This is a genomic window from Marinobacter sp. H13, assembly GCF_059072335.1.
This window is the reverse complement of the sequence record NZ_JCACRU010000001.1, coordinates 2,494,462-2,513,909: the sequence shown is the minus strand read 5'-3', so window position 1 is coordinate 2,513,909 and position 19,448 is coordinate 2,494,462. Positions and strand designations below refer to the sequence as shown.

19 protein-coding genes are annotated in these 19,448 nt (G+C 59.4%); 5 read left to right on the top strand and 14 right to left on the bottom strand.

The annotated features are described in order from the left end of the window. Positions 1 to 7: 7 nt before the first annotated feature. On the top strand, positions 8 to 997 hold the full coding sequence (locus AC5JQH_RS11580; RefSeq protein WP_008177259.1) for an L-threonylcarbamoyladenylate synthase: 990 nt from the start codon (positions 8 to 10) through the stop codon (positions 995 to 997). Here the strand turns inward: AC5JQH_RS11580 and nei are convergent. Continuing rightward, entirely contained in the window at positions 994 to 1,836 is an 843-nt protein-coding gene (gene nei / locus AC5JQH_RS11575; protein WP_482902062.1) for an endonuclease VIII, read from the bottom strand. The two genes, AC5JQH_RS11580 and nei, sit on opposite strands and share 4 nt — an antisense overlap. Before the next feature lie 170 nt (positions 1,837 to 2,006). On the opposite strand from nei, the gene AC5JQH_RS11570 reads away from it, so the two are divergent. Then, the gene (locus AC5JQH_RS11570) at positions 2,007 to 2,393 is read left to right on the top strand and encodes a hypothetical protein (RefSeq protein ID WP_485528552.1); all 387 of its coding nucleotides are present in this window, start codon (positions 2,007 to 2,009) and stop codon (positions 2,391 to 2,393) included. Between the two features lie 29 nt (positions 2,394 to 2,422). Here AC5JQH_RS11570 and AC5JQH_RS11565 read toward each other — a convergent pair whose 3' ends face one another. Together AC5JQH_RS11565 and AC5JQH_RS11560 are read right to left on the bottom strand one after the other, a co-directional pair. After that, entirely contained in the window at positions 2,423 to 2,710 is a 288-nt protein-coding gene (locus AC5JQH_RS11565; RefSeq protein WP_008177256.1) for a hypothetical protein, read from the bottom strand. A 92-nt stretch (positions 2,711 to 2,802) separates the two neighbouring features. After that, on the bottom strand, positions 2,803 to 3,450 hold the full coding sequence (locus tag AC5JQH_RS11560; RefSeq protein ID WP_008177255.1) for a hypothetical protein: 648 nt from the start codon (positions 3,448 to 3,450) through the stop codon (positions 2,803 to 2,805). Positions 3,451 to 3,589: 139 nt separating this feature from the next. On the opposite strand from AC5JQH_RS11560, the gene AC5JQH_RS11555 reads away from it, so the two are divergent. After that, on the top strand, positions 3,590 to 3,910 hold the full coding sequence (locus tag AC5JQH_RS11555) for a hypothetical protein (protein ID WP_008177254.1): 321 nt from the start codon (positions 3,590 to 3,592) through the stop codon (positions 3,908 to 3,910). An 11-nt stretch (positions 3,911 to 3,921) separates the two neighbouring features. On the opposite strand, the gene AC5JQH_RS11550 is transcribed toward AC5JQH_RS11555, so the two are convergent. The 6 genes from AC5JQH_RS11550 to AC5JQH_RS11525 all read right to left on the bottom strand — a co-directional run bounded on the left by AC5JQH_RS11550 (position 3,922) and on the right by AC5JQH_RS11525 (position 10,557). Continuing rightward, positions 3,922 to 5,724: an AMP-dependent synthetase/ligase gene (locus AC5JQH_RS11550; protein WP_493805604.1), complete on the bottom strand. Its 1,803-nt coding sequence runs from the start codon at positions 5,722 to 5,724 to the stop codon at positions 3,922 to 3,924. After that, positions 5,721 to 6,530, bottom strand: a complete 810-nt coding sequence (locus AC5JQH_RS11545) for an ABC transporter ATP-binding protein (protein ID WP_053113832.1) — start codon at positions 6,528 to 6,530, stop codon at positions 5,721 to 5,723. Before AC5JQH_RS11545 ends, AC5JQH_RS11550 begins: the two co-directional genes overlap by 4 nt. An 8-nt stretch (positions 6,531 to 6,538) precedes the next feature. Further along, positions 6,539 to 7,747, bottom strand: coding sequence for an ABC transporter substrate-binding protein (locus AC5JQH_RS11540; protein WP_493805603.1), 1,209 nt, complete (start codon positions 7,745 to 7,747; stop codon positions 6,539 to 6,541). A 71-nt stretch (positions 7,748 to 7,818) separates the two neighbouring features. Beyond that, complete coding sequence (locus AC5JQH_RS11535) at positions 7,819 to 8,862, bottom strand: branched-chain amino acid ABC transporter permease (RefSeq protein WP_008177250.1); 1,044 nt, start codon at positions 8,860 to 8,862, stop codon at positions 7,819 to 7,821. Position 8,863: 1 nt separating this feature from the next. Continuing rightward, positions 8,864 to 9,742, bottom strand: a complete 879-nt coding sequence (locus tag AC5JQH_RS11530; protein WP_104270508.1) for a branched-chain amino acid ABC transporter permease — start codon at positions 9,740 to 9,742, stop codon at positions 8,864 to 8,866. Next, positions 9,742 to 10,557, bottom strand: a complete 816-nt coding sequence (locus AC5JQH_RS11525) for an ABC transporter ATP-binding protein (protein ID WP_483111080.1) — start codon at positions 10,555 to 10,557, stop codon at positions 9,742 to 9,744. The genes AC5JQH_RS11530 and AC5JQH_RS11525 overlap by 1 nt, the downstream gene beginning before the upstream one ends. 248 nt (positions 10,558 to 10,805) lie before the next feature. Here AC5JQH_RS11525 and AC5JQH_RS11520 point away from each other — a divergent pair, with 248 nt between their 5' ends. Then, a complete protein-coding gene (locus AC5JQH_RS11520; protein WP_273046068.1) occupies positions 10,806 to 11,600 on the top strand; it encodes an enoyl-CoA hydratase-related protein in 795 nt (264 codons plus the stop codon). Here the strand turns inward: AC5JQH_RS11520 and AC5JQH_RS11515 are convergent. Beyond that, complete coding sequence (locus AC5JQH_RS11515; protein WP_273085296.1) at positions 11,580 to 12,770, bottom strand: GGDEF domain-containing protein; 1,191 nt, start codon at positions 12,768 to 12,770, stop codon at positions 11,580 to 11,582. The genes AC5JQH_RS11520 and AC5JQH_RS11515 overlap by 21 nt on opposite strands. A gap of 141 nt (positions 12,771 to 12,911) precedes the next feature. Here AC5JQH_RS11515 and nfsA point away from each other — a divergent pair, with 141 nt between their 5' ends. Then, entirely contained in the window at positions 12,912 to 13,649 is a 738-nt protein-coding gene (gene nfsA, locus AC5JQH_RS11510) for an oxygen-insensitive NADPH nitroreductase (protein ID WP_053113821.1), read from the top strand. Between the two features lie 3 nt (positions 13,650 to 13,652). Here nfsA and AC5JQH_RS11505 read toward each other — a convergent pair whose 3' ends face one another. Genes AC5JQH_RS11505 through AC5JQH_RS11490 form a run of 4 tightly spaced genes read right to left on the bottom strand, consistent with a single transcriptional unit; the run spans position 13,653 to position 19,421 of the window. Continuing rightward, positions 13,653 to 16,469: an FAD-binding and (Fe-S)-binding domain-containing protein gene (locus AC5JQH_RS11505; RefSeq protein WP_493805602.1), complete on the bottom strand. Its 2,817-nt coding sequence runs from the start codon at positions 16,467 to 16,469 to the stop codon at positions 13,653 to 13,655. Then, complete coding sequence (locus AC5JQH_RS11500; RefSeq protein WP_053113818.1) at positions 16,466 to 17,137, bottom strand: LutC/YkgG family protein; 672 nt, start codon at positions 17,135 to 17,137, stop codon at positions 16,466 to 16,468. The genes AC5JQH_RS11505 and AC5JQH_RS11500 overlap by 4 nt, the downstream gene beginning before the upstream one ends. Then, a complete protein-coding gene (locus tag AC5JQH_RS11495; RefSeq protein WP_014579197.1) occupies positions 17,134 to 18,585 on the bottom strand; it encodes a LutB/LldF family L-lactate oxidation iron-sulfur protein in 1,452 nt (483 codons plus the stop codon). The genes AC5JQH_RS11500 and AC5JQH_RS11495 overlap by 4 nt, the downstream gene beginning before the upstream one ends. Then, positions 18,582 to 19,421, bottom strand: coding sequence for a (Fe-S)-binding protein (locus AC5JQH_RS11490; protein WP_053113816.1), 840 nt, complete (start codon positions 19,419 to 19,421; stop codon positions 18,582 to 18,584). The genes AC5JQH_RS11495 and AC5JQH_RS11490 overlap by 4 nt, the downstream gene beginning before the upstream one ends. Between the last annotated feature and the right edge of the window lie 27 nt (positions 19,422 to 19,448).

Here is a 19,448-nt window from a genome sequence, read left to right as displayed (position 1 = left end):
AGACCTTATGCCCGCAACCATCAAGTTAGACGCGACCCAATCCGCTGACGTTGAGAAAGCCGCCAGCCTGCTTCTTGCCGGCCATCTCGTTGCTGTGCCCACCGAGACTGTCTATGGCCTCGCGGCCGACGCCAGCAACGAACAGGCGGTCAGAAAAGTGTTTGAAGCAAAGCAGCGCCCGGTCGGACACCCTCTGATCGTGCACGTTGCGTCACCTGACAGGGTCAGACTCTGGGTCGACCACCTGCCGGAGACCGCCAGGCAGCTGATCAAGGCATTCTGGCCGGGGCCACTCACACTGCTACTGCCAAAGAAAAGCGGCGTCAGCGATTTCATTACCGGCGGCAACCCGGGCGTGGCGGTCAGGATGCCGGCGCACCCGGCCACGCTGGCAACCATGGAGCAGCTCGGCCGGGATCTGGTTGCCCCATCTGCGAACCCCTATGGCAGGATCAGCCCGACCACCGCAGAGCACGTGCTCGCGGGCCTGTCCGGAAAGATCGAGGCGGTTCTGGATGGCGGGGACTGTTCAGTGGGCATTGAATCCACCATTGTCGACCTCACCGGCGACACGCCAGTTATCGCCCGGCCCGGGCAGATCGCACAGAGCGATATCGAAGCCTGCTTGGGAATCACGCTCGCCCCGGGCAAAAGCGCCAGTCAGGCGGTGCCGGGGAGCGTAAAGCGCCACTACCAGCCTGTTACGCCTACGGTTGGAGTGGCCACGGATCAATTCGCCCGGCTTCTGCCCGAAGTTACATCGGCAGGCGAAAAGATTGGCGTGATCTGGTGGCAGTCGCCCCCAGACGAGCGGGCATCCGAGGCCATTATGCTCAGCGCCGATCCGAACGAATACGCTCGCATGCTCTACACCGCCATGCACTCGATGGACAAGGCAAACGTCGATCGGATCGTGATTGAGCTTCCGCCCAGGGAAAGCCAATGGCTGGCCGTCCACGATCGGCTGGGACGGGCCTGTACCGAACAATTCGCCTAAGCCGGCGTGCCCTGGCATGCAGGGCAGTAATACAGGCGCCGGCTGGCCATCATGGTTTTAACTAGCGGCGACGCGCAATCGTGGCAGCGTTGGCCATCGCGGTTGAACACCATGTGTCGGCGCTGCCCGAACGTCCATCCTTCTTTTTTGAGCCGCTCTGCCCGCTCGGGCGGATTGGTGATGCCCTTCAACCGATAGGTTCGCTGCACCAGGGTCAGGATGGCCTCGGCCAATTTCGACTGCTGATCGGCGTCCAGATCACGGGGCCGTGCCCGGGGTGAGACACCCGCTTCAAAGAGGATTTCCGAGCGGAGGTAATTACCGATTCCGGCAACGAACGCCTGGTCCAGCAGCAAACCACCCAGGTTCCGGCCCCGGAAACGCTTGTCGTCAAACACCGCCAGAAGCTGATCGACGCTGACATCCTGATTGAGAGGGTCCGGCCCGAGCCGTGACAGATAAGGCACCTCGCTCAATTCATCGGGCCGAACCAGTTGAATGTCGGAGGCGCTGTACAACCGGGCCGCTTTCTTCGGACCGATAATGGCAAATCGCAGCTGCCGGTTTGTACTCGGTTCCCGATCGGGTGTGCCCATGCGCCACTTGCCATACAGCTGGTTATGGCTGTAAACGCACCACGGCCCGTCTTCATCTGTGGCCTCAAAAAACACCAACACGGCTTTGCTCCGCGCCTCCACTCTCTCGACTCTGCGTCCCCTAAGGGCACTCTCAAAGGGTTTCAGGTGCTCAAAGGCAAAGAACACCGATTGCGCTGTCTTGCCGCCAACGGCCTTATGGATGTCGTCGACCATGCGGCGTATTTCGGGACCCTCGGGCATACTTGTTTCCGCTCCTGACCAGTCTCTCTGCATCACGGGTAAGCTAAACCCTACGTTGCTTCCAGCAATTCGGAGTTGTCGGGTCACAAAGTTTTGCCCGGATCCAGGTAAGCCCTTTGCTCAACCTGCTCGTAGGTTCTGATGTATTCAACGTAAGAGCAAGGTGAGTCATGAAGGACACCAAGCTGGCTCTGTTCATCGCAGCAATCCTGATTGTGCTGGCGGCCGCGACGCGGGAGGAACCGTCTGCCTCTGAAAGCTGGGCGACGACCCGGGTTGTTCCTCTGGTCTTTGCAGAGGAGCTCGGCGCCGATCAATGGCCACCTTCGATGAGGGATCGTTTTCTGAACGATACGGAAAACCAGATCAGAATGAGTCAGCCTGACAGGGTAATGCGTGATGACCGCGGCCCCGATGAGTGGCTGCCGTCTTCAGGTCAATGCGATTACATGGGCAGGTTCATGGCGGTGATGGAGCGCTACCAGCTCCACCACCGCGAGCCCCATTGGCGGGACTGGCAAACGAAAAGGCAGCGCTTTTATACCCAGTTCCAGTAGAAGCAGCCTGACGTTCCGAAGCGGGATGCCTAGCGTTTGTCGTCTGGCCCAATCAGGTCAGACAGCTGCTTGCGAAGGGAATCAACATTTTCTTCGCCGCTTTCCTTGAGCTCATCCAGTTTTTTGCGACCATCTGAGATTTTATCTTCGACCGAGCGCAATGCATCGGAAGCGCTCTGCTGGATATCCGCGCTGGCCTTCTCGTTCTCGGCTTCCGCTTCTTTGGCTTTGGCCTTGGCTTTGAGGGAATCGGCTTGTTTTTCCCATTCTTCTAGCTGGGTTTCGGCCTTTTTGATCAGTTCGTCTTTCAGTGACATGAAATGCCTCCATTGCTTGATTGGCGGATATTTAACCATATCCTCGAGAAATAGAAACGGAAACGCAACCTAGGTCCAACCGAATAGCTGCCTCAGTCCGCTTTTGACGATTGATCCGAGCTGTCAGACTCCGAGCTACCCTTGCGCTCGGGCTGCAACTCCTCTTCAACCCAGCGCCTCACCTGATGTCGATCCTTTCGGCGAACCAGCTGTTCGCTGTGAATATTTCGGGGAAAAATCTGGGGCCCACCTTCGTGGCTGAGAGAAAAACTGCGCCGTACACCCACCGGATACTTTGTGGGCCCGTGAATCACAGCTGCCCGGATTTCAACGCCGGTTATGTCCTCGAACAGGTAATCGCTTTCGCTTTCTTCACTACGACGCCCCAGGATGATGTTCCGGAACGAGCCCAGCACCAGATACCCACCGGGCTGCAAGGGCCCCTGCCGAAGCACCTGGTGCACGTTCGCGTCGTCCGCCCCGACCCGGCGATACTCGGTCACCGTCATGGTCTTCTCTTCGCCTGCCCGGGTATAGAGAACCACCTGAACGCACTGCACGTGCACCGTTTCCTTGCCCATGTTCACCAACAGACACAAGGCATCCGGGTTTTCATTCTGGGCGTGATGAATCACAAGGTAGGGCCGGTTGTTTCGTTTGTACTGCAGGAAAAACAGCTGGAAGTAGACAATCCAGACGATCGCCATGATTGCGCTGCTGACAGGCGCGATGTAATCCATTTATTAATTCCCTCCCGATTCCAACACTCCGAAAAGCCAGCTTGCTTTGAACCTTCCATACTCAACTGGATAACAGGATCCCAATCGGAGATAATAAACGCGATTATTTAACACCAGTGCCATTCGTTAGTCTCTGGTCATGACCATTTACAGCGTTATTCAATTAGTCATTTTTTCGGTTCTGTTGCTCAATACCGTGCACCTGATGCCAGCTTTTGGCCGCTGTCTGAAGGGTGCAGAATCGGCATTCCAGTCCGGGTATCTCTGCGCCATGCTCACCATGCGCCTGGCCCGCAACATTCTGGGCCTGATCCTGGTAACCGCCAGCACCGCGCCCAACCCGGAAATTCACGCCCTGGTGCCCAAGGGTATCCTGCTGTTCCTGGTTCTGGCACTCATTAACGCCGCCCTGACCCAGTACATGGAACGAATCCGGGTGGAAGAGGGCGCCCGTTTCTAGGCGCCTCGCTGTCAGGCGTAAAGCGACTCGATCACCTCGGTATATTTCTCGTAGATATTGCTCCGGCGGACTTTCATGGTCGCCGTTACCTCGTCATCGTCGTGGTCCAGTTCCTTCGTCAGCAAGTGGAAGCGTTTGATCTGCGCCACCTGTGGTAGCTGCTCGTTGCCCTTGTTTACTTCTGCCTGGATGAGGTCATTCACCTGCGGCTGCTCGGTCAGGCTCCGGAAGGTGGTGTAGGCAATGCGCTCCTGCTCTGCCCACTTTGCCACCGTATCGAAATCAATCTGGATCAGCGCAGACACATATTTTCTGGCCTCACCGATCACAATGCATTCCTTGATATAGGGACTGGCCTTGATGGTGTTTTCGATTTCCGTTGGTGAAAGATTCTTGCCGCCGGCGGTGATCATGATGTCTTTCAGACGGTCGACGATCTTTAGCTGGCCATCCCGCCATTCACCCACGTCACCGGTGTGCAGCCAGCCATCCTTCAAAGTTGAAGCCGTGGCCTCGTCGTTCTTGTAATATCCCTTGAACATGCTGCCACCGCGCATGATGATCTCGTTGTGCTCCCCAAGCGTTACCTCAACCCCGGACACAGGCACACCCACGGTTCCCAAGCGCACGTCATCAACGGGTTGCGCCGTGGCAACGCCGGTGCTTTCCGTCTGGCCGTATACTTCTACCAGGGGAATGCCGATGGTCCGGAAGAACTCCAGTATGCCGGTTGATATAGGGGCTGCCCCGGTGAGCGCAATACTGCATCGGCGCAGGCCGATAAAATTCTGCAAGGCGCGCAACACAAGCCAGTAACTGATGCCATACAGGCATTTCTCCTTCAGGTTCCAGTCTGCGCGGGGTTTCGTGGCCATAGGCGAACACACCCGGATTGCCCATTTGAACAATGCCTGCCGCAAACGCCCGGTCTCCTGAATCTTGATGTAGATGGACGAGTGCAGTTTCTCCCATATCCTCGGCACCCCCAGGAAAAAGGTCGGTGCAATTTCCCGCAAATCTTCCTGAATGGTCCGCAGGCTCTCACCAAAGCTGACTGTACTGCCCACATACACCGGCGCAATATTGGTAAAGGCCTGCTCTGCAACGTGGCAAAGCGGCAGATAGGAAAGGCTCGAGCCGTGTTCGTCCGCCTGCAACAGCTCAATAAGCCCCGGCGCCGCGGCATGAAGGTTGTGCCAGCTGATCATTGCCCCCTTGGGTCGGCCGGTGGACCCGGAGGTATAGATCATCAGGGCGGTGTCATCCATTTGCTGGCTGTCCAGCAATTCATCCACCAGGTTGGGATGCTGCGTTTCGAATTCCCGGCCCCTCGCCTCGATATCCTCGAATGCCGACGGCGGCTCCGGGTAATAGCGCAGGCCCTTCATATCGATGGCAATGCAGTGTTTCAGCTTGGGCAAATCTGGCCAGGCCTCCAGCACCTTGTCGGTCTGTTCCTGATCTTCGCAGATCGCAAATTCCGCGTCGCTGTGCTCCAGAACATAAGCCACTTCGTTCCAGGGGCTGGTGGGATAGACCCCGACACAGATGCCCTGCACCAGGCCGATGCCCATCTGGCCGATGACCCACTCCACCCGGTTTTCCGAGATAATGGCCACGTGGCCACCCGGTTCGAGCCCCATGGCACGCAGCCCTAGCCCGAAGTGCCGGGCCCGCCGGTAATAATCCTGCCAGGAATAGGCCTGCCAGATACCGAAGTCCTTCTGGCGAAGGGCCAGGGCGTCCGGCCGCTCCCGGGCGTGTGCCCGGAGCATCTGTGTCAGCGTGAGGTCAGGGATGGAAGGCATTGTCATGACAGCCACCGTTTACGGCGTTTGTAGTGCTTGATGTCTCGATAACTGCGGGCCTCACCTTCCTTGCCACCCACACCCAGATAGAATTCCTGAACATCTTCATTCGCAGTGAGTTTTTCTGCCGGGCCATCGATCACGATCTTGCCGTTTTCCATGATGTAACCGTAGGACGCAATCGCCAGTGACACCGCGGCATTCTGTTCCACCAGAAGAATGGCAGTCCCCTGCTCCCGGTTGATTCTGGCCACGATGGTAAAGATCTCTTCCACCAGCAGCGGCGCCAGGCCAAGGGACGGCTCATCCAGCATGATCAGGTCCGGCTGTGCAATCAGCGCCCGACCCAGGGCCAACATCTGCTGCTCGCCGCCGGAGAGGTAACCGGCCAACTGCTTGCGGCGCTCCTTCAGTCTCGGGAAATAGTTATAAACCAGCTCATAGCTGTCACTCAGGGACGGCTTACTGCCACTGAGCGCGTAGGTGGCGGCAATCAGGTTCTCCTCAACCGTGAGGTCCTCGAACACTCGTCGGCCTTCCATGACATGAAAGAGTCCGTCGCGCACAAGCCGCTCCGGCGGAACACCTTTTACATCCTTACTCCTGAAGCGTACTTCGCCGGCAGTGACCTCTCCGTCCTCCAGGGTCAGCAGCCCTGAGACGCTTTTGAGGGTGGTGGATTTACCAGCACCATTGGAGCCGAGGAGCGCTACAATGGCCCCCTTCGGAACCCGCAGTGACAGGCCCCGAAGGACCTGCACTGACTTGTTGTAGACTACCTCGATATTATCGATTTCCAGTAAGGCTTCCATACAGCCCCTCAGTCGAGGTGGATCCAGTCCGACACGGGCTCATAGCGGCCCTCGTCAGCGTTCACCCGCCAGATACGGCCTACCGGGAAAGACATGTCCCGCACGGTCACGGGAATCCCGATGATACCGCCGGTGTCCCAGTCCTCGATGGAGGCCAGGGCCTCTGCCATGTTGTCCGCGTTCAGCTCTTTGCCGGCATCCAGGGTGCGCTTGATCACTTCGGTCCAGACCATGGCGTTGAACCAGCCCTGGATATACCCGGTGGGACGGTAGCCGGCCTCCGGATCACTCTTCTCGGCCTGGGCCCTCAGGGCATCCAGCATCGGGCCACTTTCCTCACTGTCGTAGTAGTTATAGGGCATCACGCCCATGTAACCATCAGCATCTGCACCCATCTTGTCGATAATCAGCTTGTCCGAAGACCAGAAGGTACCCATGAATTGGGTATCCAGGCCCATCTGGCGCATCTGCACCATGAATTCGTTGATCGGTGACAGCACATAACCGTGGAAGACCACGTAATCGGGGCGCACCCGACGCAGTTTCAGCACCTCGGCAGAGACGTCGACACTGCCGGGCTTGGTGACAATTTGTTCCACCACTTCAATGCCCAACTCGGCAGCGCGGGCCTTGCCATTCTCGATCGGGTCCTTACCAAATTCGGTATCGCTATAGACAAACGCCACGTTCGGCATATCGCCGCCTTCACCCTGGGATGCGATGTACTCGAGGATGATGCCGAACATCTGGCTGTAGTTCGGCCCCGGAATGAACTGATACGGATAGGTTTCGTTGTCGGTCAGCACGGTAGCGAAGGACGCGCCGCTCATGAGCGTGTTGCCCTGGCTGTTGAGCTCCGAGGCGATGGCCTTCATGAAACCGGTGCTGTCGCCGTAATAGGTAGCCGGCGAGCTGCTGCCGGAGATCTTCTTGAAAGCCGCGACCGAACGGTCCACCTCATAGGCAGTGTCTTCCATGACGTATTCCACGGGATGACCATTGATGCCGCCCTGGCTGTTGATCCAATCGGTGTAGTCGGTGAGACCGGCATGGAGGTGAATACCGGCAAAGGCAAAGACACCGGAAAGCGGTATGGAGCCACCGAACACGATGGGCTCTTTGTCCTGAGCCATCGCCGGGGCAGCAACTGTCAGTGCAGCGACCAGGCTACCAAGCCCGGCAAGCCGGCGACCTTTTTCGAGGATGTTTCTGAACATGTTTCTTCTCCTTGCTGCTTCTTGTTGTTGGTGGTGCATGGGCCCGAGGTAGCGAGCCCGTTGAAACACGATTAATTCCTGAACGGCCACAGGCGGAAGAAGCGACGGATCCGGTGCCAGATCTCCGCCAGGCCGTGGGGCTCGAAGATCAGAAAGCCCACGATCAGGGCGCCAAAGATGATTTCCAGCATCGGCGACATGAACACCGGCGCATTCGGATAGAAAGGCGTCAGCGCGGCGGTCAGCAGCTTCAGGGCTTCCGGCACCAGGGTCATGAAGGCGGCGCCAAGAATGCCACCCAGCAAGTTCCCCATACCGCCGACGATCACGGCCGCCAGATAGAAAATGGACATGGAAAGCGGAAAGCTCTCTGGCGTGACCACCCGATAGAAATAGGCGAACAGGCCGCCGGCGATCCCGGCATAGAACGAGCTGAGCGCAAAGGACATGAGCTTGTAGCGCAACAGGTTAATGCCCAGGATCTCCGCGGAGATATCCCGGTCGCGAATGGCGATAAAGGCCCGGCCAATTCTTGTCCGGAATACATTCCTGGCACCCGCTACCATCAGCACCGCCAGCGGCACAATGATGAAATACATCATGAAATCGCTCTGGAAGGTCAGACCGAACAGGTGCGCCGGCTCCAGGCTCAAGCCACCCATCCCGCCGGTTACCGATTCCCACTCGGCGAAGATGAAATGCAGGAACACGCTGGCCGCGAGAGTCGCGATGGCCAGATACAAACCTTTGACGCGAAGCGAGGGCAGGCCGACGAGGATCCCGACGGCGGCTGCCATGAGGCCGGCCAGTACCAGGGTCACCGGGAAAGGCAATGCGGTGTTAATCGACAGCCAGGCAACGGTGTAGGCGCCCACACCCATAAACCCGGCCTGCCCCAGGGAAATCAGTCCGGTGAAACCGGTCAGGATGTTAAGGCCGGTAGTACTGATCACCGCTATGCCGACCAGGCACCCCAGGTAGAGAAGATAGGAGTCCACCACAAAAGGGAAGACCAGCAAGATCAGCAGGAAGAACCCCAGCCACAATTTCTGGGTCTGGCTTGTCCAGATTGCCTCATCGGCCTCGTAGCTCTGTTTTGCGTCACCGATACGCATCTTACACTCGCTCTATTTCGTGGGTGCCGAACAGGCCGTAGGGGCGGATCACCAGGATGATCGCCAGCACCAGGAAGGTTGCCGGCATCCGGTATTCACCGCCCAGATAGGCGCCAGCTACCGTCTCCAGCCAGCCGATGAACACGCCGGCCACCAGGGCGCCGAGAATACTGTCCAGGCCGCCTACGATCACCACCACAAGAACACTCAGGCCAATGATCCCGAACTGCGGGCTGAGGCCTCCGGTGGCCGCCACCAGCACACCTGCCAGGGATGCCGCAAGAGAGCCAAACACCCACGCCATGTTGAACACCCGGCGCACATTGATGCCCATGGAATAGGCTGCCGCCTGATCCGAGGCGGTGGCTCGCAGGGCCACGCCACCCCGGGAGAACCGGAAATACAGCAGGTAGACAATAAGAAGGGCCGACCCGATAAGAAAGCCGTAGGCAATTTTCGGGGCCAGATACAGCTCGCCGATAAACACCGGCTCGCGAGGCAGGAAATTGGGTAGCAACTGCGGATCCGCCGTCCAGACGAACTCCACCAGACCCACCAGGATGCTCGCAATGCCGATGGTCACCATCACCACTGAAATCGGCGACTCGCCCAGCATCGGCCGGATCATGGTCTTTTCAATGACGCCACCGAGAATACTGCCGCCGATGACAGCCAGCGGAAGGGCAATCCAGGGCGACATTTCCATGCCACCGGCAAACGCCAGGAACAGGTAGGCCGCGAACATCATGATCTCGCCGATGGCGAAATTGATCACCCTCGTCGCTTTATAGATGATCACAAAGCCCAGGGCGATGAGGGCGTAAAGGCCGCCCATGGCAAGGCCTGCCAGGCTGATTTCGCCGAAGAACAACCAATCCATCAGGCGGCCTCCCCCTCGGCATTGAGCTTTTTGCGAAGGCTCTCGATATCACTGTTGCCCAGGTAAGCCTTGATAACCTCGGGGTTGTTCTGAACGTCCGCAGGCAGGCCTTCAGTGATGACCTGACCAAAGTTGAGCACCGCGATGTGGTCGGAAATATCCATGACCATGCCCATGTCGTGCTCCACCATCAGCACGGTGACACCCCACTCTTCCCGAATATCGAGAATAAAGCGGGCCATGTCTTCCTTTTCCTCCCGATTCATACCCGCCACCGGCTCATCCAGCATCAAGACTTTCGGCTGCATGGCCAGCGCCCGGGCAAGCTCGACCCGCTTTTGAAGGCCGTAGGAAAGGCTCGCAACCGGCTGGCGACGAATGTGGTCTATCTCGAGGAAATCGATGATGCGCTCTTCCACATCCCTACGGACAGCCATTTCCTCACGCCGGGCCGGGCCGAAATAGGCCAGCGCACTGAGCAGTCCGCTCTTCATGTGCACGTGGGCGCCCAGCTTGATGTTGTCCAGGACGGTCATACCCCGGAACAGGGCAATGTTCTGGAAGGTTCGGGCAAGGCCCAATGCTGCCCGTTTCGGCGGCTTGATACTGCCCGGCAGCGTCTGTCCCTGATAGCGGATGGTGCCCTGCTGGGGTTTGTAGAAGCCGGAGATGCAGTTGAACAGCGATGTTTTGCCGGCACCGTTCGGGCCGATAATGGTTGTTACCGTGTTTTCAGGCACCCGGAAACTAACGTCCTGCAGCGCCTTCACACCACCAAACGACAGAGACAGGTTGCTGATTTCGAGGATGCTCACACTACCTCCCGGCACCCCTGGCGCCGGGTACACAGGCACACGAACACGCCTGGAAATACCCATCTCACGCCCGAAGATGATTGTAATTTTTGTTTTTTCTTGTCGTCGGGGTTAGCCCCGATCCAGATTTAAAGTAGTCCATTCAGGCAACATTAGGCAAACCGTCTATCCTGATACCCGAACGACAACCATCATCATGACGCAGGGTTCTGATCTTCAGACCTGCCGAACAGGGAGGGCGATTCATCATGACAGACACGCTGGTAACCACCGCTTTTGATGCCGGAACAGGGGTAGCCAGGTTGACCTTTAATCGCCCCGAGGCCCTGAACGCCATTAATGTGCCCCTCGCAGAGGCCTTTCTTGCGGCAGTCGAGCATATTAATAGCCTTTCCGGCGTTCGGTGCATTGTCCTGGCAGGCGCAGGGCGAGCCTTCATGGCCGGCGGAGACGTGTCGAGCATGGCCGGAACGTCAGCGCAGGCAGGCAAAGCGATAGGCGCGATCCTGGATGCCGTGAATCCCGCCATCCTGCTACTTCGCAGCATGGACGCACCGGTTATCGCTGCGGTCAGGGGCGTCGCCGCCGGCGCAGGGCTCAGTCTCACGCTGATGGCCGATCTGGTGATCGCCGAGGAAGACGCGAAATTTCTGGTCGCCTACAACGGTATTGGCGCGGTTCCGGATTGCGGCGGCAGCTGGGCCCTGGCCCACAAGTTGGGCGCTGGTCGGGCGGCGGAGCTGATGTTGCTGGGACGGACCTTGAATGCCGGCGAAGCAAAAGACTGGGGAATGGTCAACGAGGTCGTCCCGGCCAGCGAATTCGAGAGCCGGGTGAACCGGATGATCGAAAAAGTCGCCAAGGGACCGACTCGGGCCTTCGGTGCCTTTCGCCAACTGATCGATCGTGCCAACGGTGACCGGTTGGCCGCCCACCTGGAGGCAGAGCGCGCGGCCTTCCTTGAAATGACCCGAACCGAGGATTTTGCCGAGGGCGTGTCGGCATTTCTGGCCAAACGGCCGTCAGGGTTTCGCGGCTGCTGACGCCGTTACGAATTCGGCCCGGTTGCGGCCATTGTGCTTGGCCTGATAAAGCGCCCTGTCCGCGGAAGCCATCACGTCTGAGAAGGCAGCATGTTCGAGAGCAAGAGAGGCGCCTCCGATGCTTGCCGACAGATGAACCGGAACACCGTCAACCTCGCGACCGGCCTCAACAATGCGCTGTAACAGCCGCCCGGTTACAGCTTCAATCGCCTCGCGGTTGTTATTACGAAGCACGGCCGCAAATTCTTCCCCGCCAACACGGCCAATGATGTCATCATCCCGGAGTTCCGCTTTCATCAGGTTCGCCACAATTCTCAGTACCTCGTCGCCAGTGGCGTGCCCCCAGCGGTCGTTGATCTGCTTGAAGTGATCGAGATCGATCATGAGAACGGTGATCAGTGAGCGGTCTTCCCGCGCCTTTTCAAACGCCAGATTACCCTCCCGGTAAAAGGCCCGTCGATTGAACAGTTGAGTAAGGCCGTCTCGCTCTGCCAGCGCGACCAGGGCCTGTTCGGCACGGGTAAATGCCAGCAACGGAAGCGCCATGGCCGTCGCGCTCACCAGCAACAGGTGGTTCACCAGAATCAGTTTCAGCAGCCCGTGCAGATCCAGCGGGGCACTTCCTGTCACGGAGACTGCAATCACCAGTACCTGGGCCATCATGAGGGTACCGTGGATGCCGAACAACGTTTGCAGGATCCGCAGAGGCAGCCGCGGTTTGCGTTCAATGGAAGCCAGACGATAGATCGCCAGGCTAAAGACCAGTGCGGAGAACAGTGCCGTGAGGAATCTGGCAGCCACCGGATCCCACCCTGTGCTCACAACCAAACCGAACAGATAGAGTAGAGACGCTCCGTACAAAAAACGGGAGGAACCTCGGGTGCCTGCCATGGGCAACTGCACTAGGGCATGTATCCCTGCGAGGAGCAACAAGGGAGACCCGCCAAGCGCCAGATGAACCGTAAACTGCATGAGCGCGGGCGCTTCGGTTATCTCATTAACTACCGCTAACGCCGTGCCCGCCACAAAAGTGAGACAGGCCAGTGCCCAGAGCAGGAAACAACGTTCACGGTGGCGAAGATGGTAGATTGCCCAGAGCATGCCGCCGATCAGGAGGTTAATCATGATCGAAGTGACCAGCAGCGTTGGCAGGTGCATGTTCAGATCCATAAAGGCACAGCGTTCCAGGCTATACAATGGGATTCGTCAGGGTACCAGCTTCCCGCCCAGGCCTGCGCACGTGCCATGTAGCGTTTGGTATGATAATTGTCACAGATTGACTCGACATCCATGCACTCACTGCGAGATCCCATGAATCCGACCATAGACCTTCTGAAATCCCATCGTTCGATACGCAAATTTACCGGCAAGAAAATTCCCGAGGACCTGCTCCGGGAGTTGATCCGCGCCGGCCAGTGCGCCGCCACCTCGAACCACGTGCAGGCGTATTCAATCATTCACGTGATTGATCCGGACAACCGCCGGAAAATCGCCGAACTCGCGGGCGGACAGGACTACATCGCCGATTGCTCGGACTTTCTGGTGTTCTGTGCCGACATGCGGCGCTCTACCGATGCCGCCGGACGGGCCGGGGCAGACGTGGTGCGGGGGATGACTGAGCAGCTTCTGGTTGCCACCATCGACACCAGCCTGATGGCCCAGAACGTGGCCATCGCCGCGGAATCAGAGGGGCTGGGTCTGTGCTATATCGGGGGCATACGCAACAACCCCGCGGACATTAGCGAAATTCTCCGGCTTCCCGAACATGTCTATCCGGTGTTCGGTATGTGCCTGGGCTACCCGGACCAGAACCCGGAGGTGAAGCCACGCCTGCCGGTGGAGGCGATTCTCAGGGAAGATTACTATTCCGATGCACGGGACGAGGAGCTGGTCGCCGGGTTCGATCGCACCATGAACGAGTACTATCGGGAACGCACCGGTGGCAACAAGGACACGACCTGGTCTGAGCAGCTCAAGCCGCTGTTCACCTCGAAACTGCGACCGCACATGCGCGACTTCCTGCGCAAATGCGGCTTCGAGATGAAATAACCGCTAGGCAGTTGCTCGCGGCCTCGTGACCCGGTCAACCAGATACACGAGGCCGTGATAGTCGATACCGCTGTGCCGGCTGAGCCCGATTTCGCAGGTTCGGCTGGTGGATATTCCTTCCTCGCAGCCGGCCGTCTGCTCTGCCAGAGTTTTCAGAGAATGGGCATTCAGCTCGGGCACGTTAAAGCCCTTGTCGCCGGCAAAGCCACAGCAGTGGATACCCTCGGGCACTACCACCTGGGTGCTGCACCGCCTGGCGATATCGATCAGTCCCTGCGACTCCCCCAGGTGCTGGGTGCTGCAGGTGACGTGCACCGCCAGCGGGGTCTGCTCCGGCTCGAAATCCAGACGCTCGTAGAGATGATCCCGAATGAACCGGACAGGATCAAACAGCGTCAGGCCGGCTTCTTCGGCGGCTTCGCGGATCTGCAGTGTGCAGGGGCTGGTGTCGCAGTAGATCGGATCAACGCCATTCCGGCTGGCCCGCAACAGCGCCGAAATCAGCTCATCTTTCTTGGTCGCCGCCTGCTCCGGATAGCCCTTGGAGGCAAATGGCTGGCCACAACACAGGCTGTCCAGGGCCTCCGGATACACCACCTGGTAACCGCCCTTCTCCAGCAGCCGCCGGGTCACTTCGATCAGCGGTTCCTGCACCTTATCGCCCCGCGCCGGGCCCGTGGTCCGGGACACACAGGCCGCCAGATACACCACCCGGGGCCGGCCATCGGACGGTTCCGGCGCGTTCGGTGAAACAAACCGCACCGGCTGGGGCAGACTCGGATCCCACTGGGCGACCCGACCACCAGACACCTTTCGAACGCCGCCACTGAGCCGGGTCAGCAGTGGCGCACCCAACAGTCTTTCGGCCATTGATGCGCTGGCCAGCACAAAACGGGTGGCTTTCAAGGCGCCGGCAAAATGCTTTGCCAACTGATTGGCCACGGATTGACCGTTGGCCTTTTCACTGCGCAGCTTGCGTACCAGATCGCCGGTATTGATACCGACCGGGCATCGCTGGGCACAGAGACCGGTCGCGGCACAGGTATCCAGACCGTGATACTGGTAGGCCTTCTCCAGTTCAGCCGTGTCGTCACCGGCACGGCGGCGAGCCTGGATGTCCCGCCAGATCACGATGCGCTGACGGGGCGACAGAGTCAGCCCTTCAGACGGACACACCGGCTCACAGAAGCCACATTCGATGCACTTGTCCACCAGCGGATCCGCCTCCGGAAGAGGCTTCAGATTCTTGAGGTGGATCTGCGGATCTTCCGAGAGCACCACGTCCGGATTAAGCAGGTTCTCAGGGTCCAGCAGCCGCTTGATCTGCCACATCAACTGCCAGGCATCATGCCCCCATTCCAGTTCCACGAAGGGCGCCATGTTACGACCGGTGCCATGTTCCGCTTTCAGAGAACCGCCGAATTCCACGGCAACGAGTTGTGCCACATCCTGCATGAAAGCTTCGTAGCGAGCGACTTCCGCAGGGTCGTCGAAGCCCTGGGGGAACACAAAGTGCAGGTTGCCCTCCAGGGCGTGGCCAAAGATGATCGCATCGTCATAACCATGCTTGACGAACAGCGACTGGAGGCGGGTGACCCCCTCGGATAGCTGATCAATCGGGAAGGTCACATCCTCGATGATCACGGTGGTGCCGTTCGGTCTGACTGCCCCCACGGCAGGGAAGGTACCCTTACGAATGGCCCACAGCTGATCAGACACTCTGGCGTCGCGGGTAAAGTCCACCTGCTGCTCCAGCGGGAATTCAGCGAGGCACGCCCTGATCCGGGTCAGCTGCTCATCCAGAACCTGCGAAGACGACGCCCGGGTCTCCACAAGCAGCGCGCAGGCGCTTTCCGACAGATCATGAATCCAGTCCGGCAGGCCCGGCTTGTCCTGCACCGAACGAAGACTGCGTCGATCCAGCAGTTCCACCGCCGCCACCGGTTGTGAGCGCAGCGCCGACGCTGCCCGGCAGCAGCTCTCCGCATCCCGGAACACCAACAGGGCCGTGGCTTTGTCAGGGTATTCGGGAACGGTGTTGTAGGTTACCGCGCTGACGAAACCCAGCGTGCCTTCGGAGCCCACCATCAGGTGCGTCAGGATGTCGAGTGGACAGGTAAAATCCACCAGGGCGTTCAGGGACAGGCCGGTGGTGTTTTTCAGGCGGTATTTATGTCGAATACGCTCCGCCAGGTCGGGATTCTCCCGGGTATTGATGGCCAGCTTTTTCAGGGCCGCCAACAGATCACCGTGGCTGTCGCGAAACGCCGAAACGCTTGCCGGATCCTCGGTATCCAGCACTGCCCCGTCGGCCAGCACCAGCCGCATTCCGGCCAGCGTATGGTAGCTGTTCTGGGCCGTACCACAGCACATACCGCTGGCATTGTTCGCAACAATGCCGCCAATCTTACAGGCGTTGATGGACGCCGGATCCGGTCCGATCTTGAAGCCCTTGGGTGCCAACCAGGCATTCGCCTGAGCGCCAATCACACCCGGTTGCAGACGAATCTGGCGGCCTTCTTCCCGGATGTCGTGGCCGTTCCACTGATCGCCCAGAACAATCAGGATCGAATCACTGATCGCCTGTCCGGAAAGGCTGGTACCGGCGGCCCGGAAGGTCACCGGGACCTTGTGGCGGCGGGCGATGGCCAGGAGATCGACAACCTCTGCTTCATCCTGAACCCGCACCACCACCTTTGGGATCAGGCGGTAGAAACTGGCGTCGGTTCCGAACGCAAGGGTGGACACCGGATCGTTAAAGACCCGGTTTTCGGGAATCCGTTGCCGGATATCGGCCAACACTTCCGGGGTAAAAGTCATGCATCCTCCAGAACCAGCACAATGAGCTCACGGGGGCCGTGGGCGCCATAGGCCAGCACCTGTTCGATGTCCGCGGTCTTGGACGGGCCAGACACCAGCAGAACATTTGTTGGCAGCCCGGCCGCCCAGTCCTGAGCCACCATCATGTCATACAGATTGTCGTGAATCTCGCTGGCCTTGAGCAGGGCAATATGTACCGGCGGCACCAGGCTCATCAGCCGCGGTTCATTGCGGTCCGGCCAGAGCACGAGCGTGCCGGTGGCGGCAATACCGCCAAGGGTGCCGGTCAGGCTGGCCTCCACATTCCAGAACAGCTCTTCTTTCCAGTCTTCCACCGGCTGATCGTAGGCCAATAACTCGACCTTCTGCTCCGTGGCCTCGAAGTATGCCTGCAGCGCCCGGCCATGTTCTCTCGACGGGGCGCACAACAGGTTGGTGAGGTTGCGTTTGTTCAGAAGTTCGGCCACCAATTCCGGCCAGTTGTCAGACCGGCACGGATGCACTTCAGTGTGGACCGCTTCCATCAGGCTACGCAACCGGTCGATCCGGTCTTCCGGCGCGTACCGCCAGGGGGCCGTAACCAGCCGCTCGTCGAACTCGTCGGGGCGGGGCGTCGTGCCGGCGAGGCTGTTTCTCAATTTGCCAAGGATGTTCGCGCGGGCGCTCATGATGGCCGACCTCCGTTCTGGTCAAGATGCCGGGCCGCCAGATCATGCAAGGAGCGGCGGGCGGGCACCGGCGCACTGTGATTCTCGGTCCAGGGGCCGGCCTTTTTCGGAGCCAGCGCCCGGAAGCGGGTCGCGGCCCAGAGAAAACTGCGATACAGCGCCGGCCGGGTATTCAGCATCTGCCAACCACGCCAGATCCACCGTTCCGTCCGGGAATATTTGGCGCCGCCACCTTTCACCTGCTGCGGTTGCTCCGGGTTTTTCACGTTCTCCTGACGTAGGCGCTGCAGAAGTTCAGGAATGGGAATCTTGACCGGACAGACCTCGCCGCAGGCTCCGCACAGAGAGGAAGCACTGGGATGGTCCGGCACCTTGTCCAGTCCTGCCATGTGCGGCGTGATGATCTTGCCAATAGGGCCTGGGTAGACCTCACCGTAGGTGTGGCCGCCCACCCGGGTATACACCGGGCAGTGATTCATGCAGGCGCCGCAGCGGATGCAGTTCAGGGTCTGGCGCATCTGGGCATCGGCAAAAGCGCCGGTGCGGCCGTTATCCAGCAGCACCAGGTGCACCTCTTCCGGACCATCCAGCTCGTCGGGCTTGCGGGGGCCGGAAATCAGGTTCACGTAGGTGGTAATGGGCTGGCCAAGGGCCGAGCGGGTCAGCAGGGACACCAGGGGCACCACGTCCCTCAGGTTCGGAACCACTTTTTCAATGCCTGTTACCGCAATGTGCACGGGCGGCGCCGTCGTGCTCATGCGCCCATTGCCTTCGTTTTCCACCAGCAGCAGGGTGCCGGTTTCGGCGATGGCGAAGTTCACGCCGGAAACACCCACATCCGCTTCCATGAATTTCCGACGCAGGGTCCGGCGACCAATCTGGATCAGTTGGTTAACGTCTTCGGTCTCCGGCTCGCCCAGTTTGTCGTGGAACAGCTTGGACACCTGCCGCGCGTTCTTGTGGATCGCTGGCATAATGATGTGGGAGGGCTTTTCGTTGTCGAGCTGAACAATGTATTCCCCCATGTCGGATTCCAGGCATTCGACGCCCCGCTCCGCCAGGTAGTCGTTCATCTCCATTTCTTCGCTGACCATGGACTTGCCTTTCACCACCTGGCTGCCCTTGCGGGCTTCGATGATGCCATGCACCAGGCTGTTGGCTTCCTCGACGGTCTCCGCCCAGTGAACCTTGACGCCGTTCTCCGTCAGCTTCTGTTCAAGCTGCTCCAGCAAATCCGGCAGACGGGAAAGGGCACCGGCCTTGATCCGGTTACCCAGTTCCCTCAGGCCTTCACGCTCGTCGGCATCTGGAAAGGCGTTGGCCCGCTTGGTCATCAGCGAGTCCATGGCCACACGGAAATTGTTGCGCAGCTGACCGTCCGCAAGGGCCTCTTCGGCGCGGCCCCGGAAGTCCGGGGTCAGCTCGGTAACCGGAATACGCTGACTCATGCCACCTCCCCTGCGTTGTCGCCGTTGGTGCGCTCCCAGAGGAAACTGGCCAGGTGCCGGCCCCGGAAGCTCTCTTTCTGTTTCTCCAGCGACCCGTTGATGTTCATCAGGCAGCCGCCGTCGGCGGTCACCATTTCAACCGCGCCGGAGTCGATCAGTGAACGGGTCTTGTCTTTAACCATGGCTCCTGAAACTTCCGGCATTCGCACCGAGAAGGTGCCGCCAAACCCACAGCATTCGCTTTCATGGTCGTGATCGATACGTTCGACACCTTCAAGCTGCTGCAAGAGCTCGCGGGCGTGCAGGTGGGTGTTCATTTCCCGGCGGGCCGAACAGGAGGTGTGCAGTGCAATCTTGCTGGGCGCGCCCCGGTCCGCCAGCTGCACCCGGCAGACTTTCAGCAGGAACTCGGTCAGCTCGAAGGTGCGCTCGGCGAGCGCTTCTACCCGCTTGAGCGTGTCCGGCTCATCGGCAAACAACGCCGGGTAATGGTGCCGGAACATCCCGGCACAGGAGCCGGACGGCACCACGACCGGCAGACCCGATCGATCGAGGATATCCAGCTGGGCGCGGGCCACTGCCTTGGCCTCATCCCGATATCCGGAAGTCCAGGCGGGCTGCCCGCAACAGCTCTGCTCCTGGGGGAAATGCACGCGAACACCTTCCCGCTCCAGCAGGCGAATGGCATCCAGCCCGGCCTCAGGAAAGAACAGATCCACCACGCAGGTACCGAACAGAGTGACCGCTTCCGGCTTCTCCGGGTAATGCCGGTCGGCTTCCCGCTCGGGCGATACCCGGGTGGCATTGGGAGCGGCATCGTAAAACAGCTGACTCATTGATTGCGCCTCAAGACAGTCTCAGAC

Bases quoted from the DNA above. Each gene is read 5' to 3' on its own strand.
- AC5JQH_RS11570 (WP_485528552.1), top strand. From the start codon at position 2,007: ATGAAGGACACCAAGCTGGCTCTGTTCATCGCAGCAATCCTGATTGTG.
- AC5JQH_RS11545 (WP_053113832.1), bottom strand. From the start codon at position 6,530: ATGGAAGCCTTACTGGAAATCGATAATATCGAGGTAGTCTACAACAAG.
- AC5JQH_RS11555 (WP_008177254.1), top strand. From the start codon at position 3,590: ATGACCATTTACAGCGTTATTCAATTAGTCATTTTTTCGGTTCTGTTG.
- AC5JQH_RS11550 (WP_493805604.1), bottom strand. From the start codon at position 5,724: ATGACAATGCCTTCCATCCCTGACCTCACGCTGACACAGATGCTCCGG.
- AC5JQH_RS11540 (WP_493805603.1), bottom strand. From the start codon at position 7,747: ATGTTCAGAAACATCCTCGAAAAAGGTCGCCGGCTTGCCGGGCTTGGT.
- AC5JQH_RS11530 (WP_104270508.1), bottom strand. From the start codon at position 9,742: ATGGATTGGTTGTTCTTCGGCGAAATCAGCCTGGCAGGCCTTGCCATG.
- nei (WP_482902062.1), bottom strand. From the start codon at position 1,836: ATGCCCGAGGGTCCCGAAATACGCCGCATGGTCGACGACATCCATAAG.
- AC5JQH_RS11505 (WP_493805602.1), bottom strand. From the start codon at position 16,469: ATGACTTTTACCCCGGAAGTGTTGGCCGATATCCGGCAACGGATTCCC.
- nfsA (WP_053113821.1), top strand. From the start codon at position 12,912: ATGAATCCGACCATAGACCTTCTGAAATCCCATCGTTCGATACGCAAA.
- AC5JQH_RS11500 (WP_053113818.1), bottom strand. From the start codon at position 17,137: ATGAGCGCCCGCGCGAACATCCTTGGCAAATTGAGAAACAGCCTCGCC.
- AC5JQH_RS11560 (WP_008177255.1), bottom strand. From the start codon at position 3,450: ATGGATTACATCGCGCCTGTCAGCAGCGCAATCATGGCGATCGTCTGG.
- AC5JQH_RS11495 (WP_014579197.1), bottom strand. From the start codon at position 18,585: ATGAGTCAGCGTATTCCGGTTACCGAGCTGACCCCGGACTTCCGGGGC.
- AC5JQH_RS11535 (WP_008177250.1), bottom strand. From the start codon at position 8,862: ATGCGTATCGGTGACGCAAAACAGAGCTACGAGGCCGATGAGGCAATC.
- AC5JQH_RS11515 (WP_273085296.1), bottom strand. From the start codon at position 12,770: ATGGATCTGAACATGCACCTGCCAACGCTGCTGGTCACTTCGATCATG.
- AC5JQH_RS11490 (WP_053113816.1), bottom strand. From the start codon at position 19,421: ATGAGTCAGCTGTTTTACGATGCCGCTCCCAATGCCACCCGGGTATCG.
- AC5JQH_RS11565 (WP_008177256.1), bottom strand. From the start codon at position 2,710: ATGTCACTGAAAGACGAACTGATCAAAAAGGCCGAAACCCAGCTAGAA.
- AC5JQH_RS11520 (WP_273046068.1), top strand. From the start codon at position 10,806: ATGACAGACACGCTGGTAACCACCGCTTTTGATGCCGGAACAGGGGTA.
- AC5JQH_RS11580 (WP_008177259.1), top strand. From the start codon at position 8: ATGCCCGCAACCATCAAGTTAGACGCGACCCAATCCGCTGACGTTGAG.